At 68.4% G+C, this 1,321-nt stretch carries 1 protein-coding gene; it reads right to left on the bottom strand.

Annotated features, from left to right (window positions below):
• On the bottom strand, positions 1-1,321 hold a 1,321-nt coding region (locus BAC01S_RS33150), incomplete at both ends, for a type VI secretion system Vgr family protein (RefSeq protein ID WP_043204216.1).

Raw genomic sequence — 1,321 nt, 5'->3', positions numbered from 1 at the left:
GCCGCGCTCTTTCAGCTCACCGTCGGGAATGAAGCCCAGGTTCAGCTGCGAGCGGCCCGAGTGTTCCGTACTGAGCTCGATCCCCTCCTGGTGGTCCCAGTCGTCCATCCACAGCTTGTTGCCCGAGCGCGTGCGTATCTCGCTGCGCGAGAGGCGCCGGCGCGAGCTGTTGATGAGGTCGGGGTTCCGGTCGTTCGGCATGAACGCCAGGATGACCGGCTTGTTGGGATTGCCCTCGCGGAAACCCACCAGGGCTTCGTCCCCGTCCACGGGCGGCATGCTCAGTCCGGCATGGTCCCGGCTGGCGAAGGGCTTGGCCATGCGCAGCGGGATGCTCTCCGCGCCCCTGGGCCAGTTGCCGGAATCGCAGTGGAAGCGGCCCACCACTTCGCCCTTGCCGGTCAGGTACGGAAACCGGTACTGGTCCGGCGAGGTGATCGTGAGTCCGAGCGTGCCGGGGATGCGGGGCCACCGCGATTCGTCGATGGGCATCCGGTACGGACGGCTGGCGGGAATGGCGCGGAAGGTGTTGCGGTAGTTCTGGTTCCGTGCGCCGCGATGCACCACCTTCCAGACGAACAGCCCCTCCTTCCCGTCGGACTCCGCCCCGTCCGCCGTCGCGTTCGCGTCCAGCACGTCGGCGCGCACGACGCACCCGGGCCGGATCGCGGGCATGGTGGACTTCGCCTTGCAGCTCACCTGCTGCGCGCGCGCCGCCTCATGCCGCAACGTCGCCTCGCGCTTCGCGCCCCCGGCATCCTCATGACCGGTGCCCCACACCACCGGCGTGCCGGCCATCGTTCTGTCCGGCCCGGCCGTGCTGAACTCGTCGCGCGCCTGCGCCTCGTCGCGGAAGATCGTCGCCCGGTTCTCCGGGTTGTAGTCCGCCACGATGAACGACCCGGGTATGGCGCGCGTCCTGATCCTCAGCGAGTGGATCGACTCCCCGAACGTGTGCATGCCCGAAGGCGGGCGGTTCGCCAGGCTGATGGCCGGGCGCGTATAGCCGTCGATGTCGTCGGCGATGACGAGCACCTCGTGCCGGTGCCCGTCCATCTCCGTGAACGAGAACAGGCCCGCCTGTTCCATTTCGAGCCTGCACCAGGCCCAGTCGCCCATGTTGTACTGGAAGCGGAAGCGGTGCCGGGGATGCTGCCGCCTCAGGCGCAGCTCCACCCGCATCCAGTAGCGGTTTTCGTGCCGCTCCATGACCTCCCTGACGATCTCGGCCGAAGTCTTGTCCTGATACGTCGCGCAGTGGCTGGGGCCGTCGAGCATGGCCAGGCGCTGGCGGATGACGACGCGGTACGTGCAGCCGTCA

It is taken from the genome of Paraburkholderia acidipaludis NBRC 101816 (assembly GCF_000684975.1).
Taxonomy (GTDB): Bacteria; Pseudomonadota; Gammaproteobacteria; order Burkholderiales; family Burkholderiaceae; genus Paraburkholderia; species Paraburkholderia acidipaludis.
The sequence above is the reverse complement of the archived record's forward strand: the minus strand, read 5'-3'. Positions and strand labels throughout refer to the sequence as shown.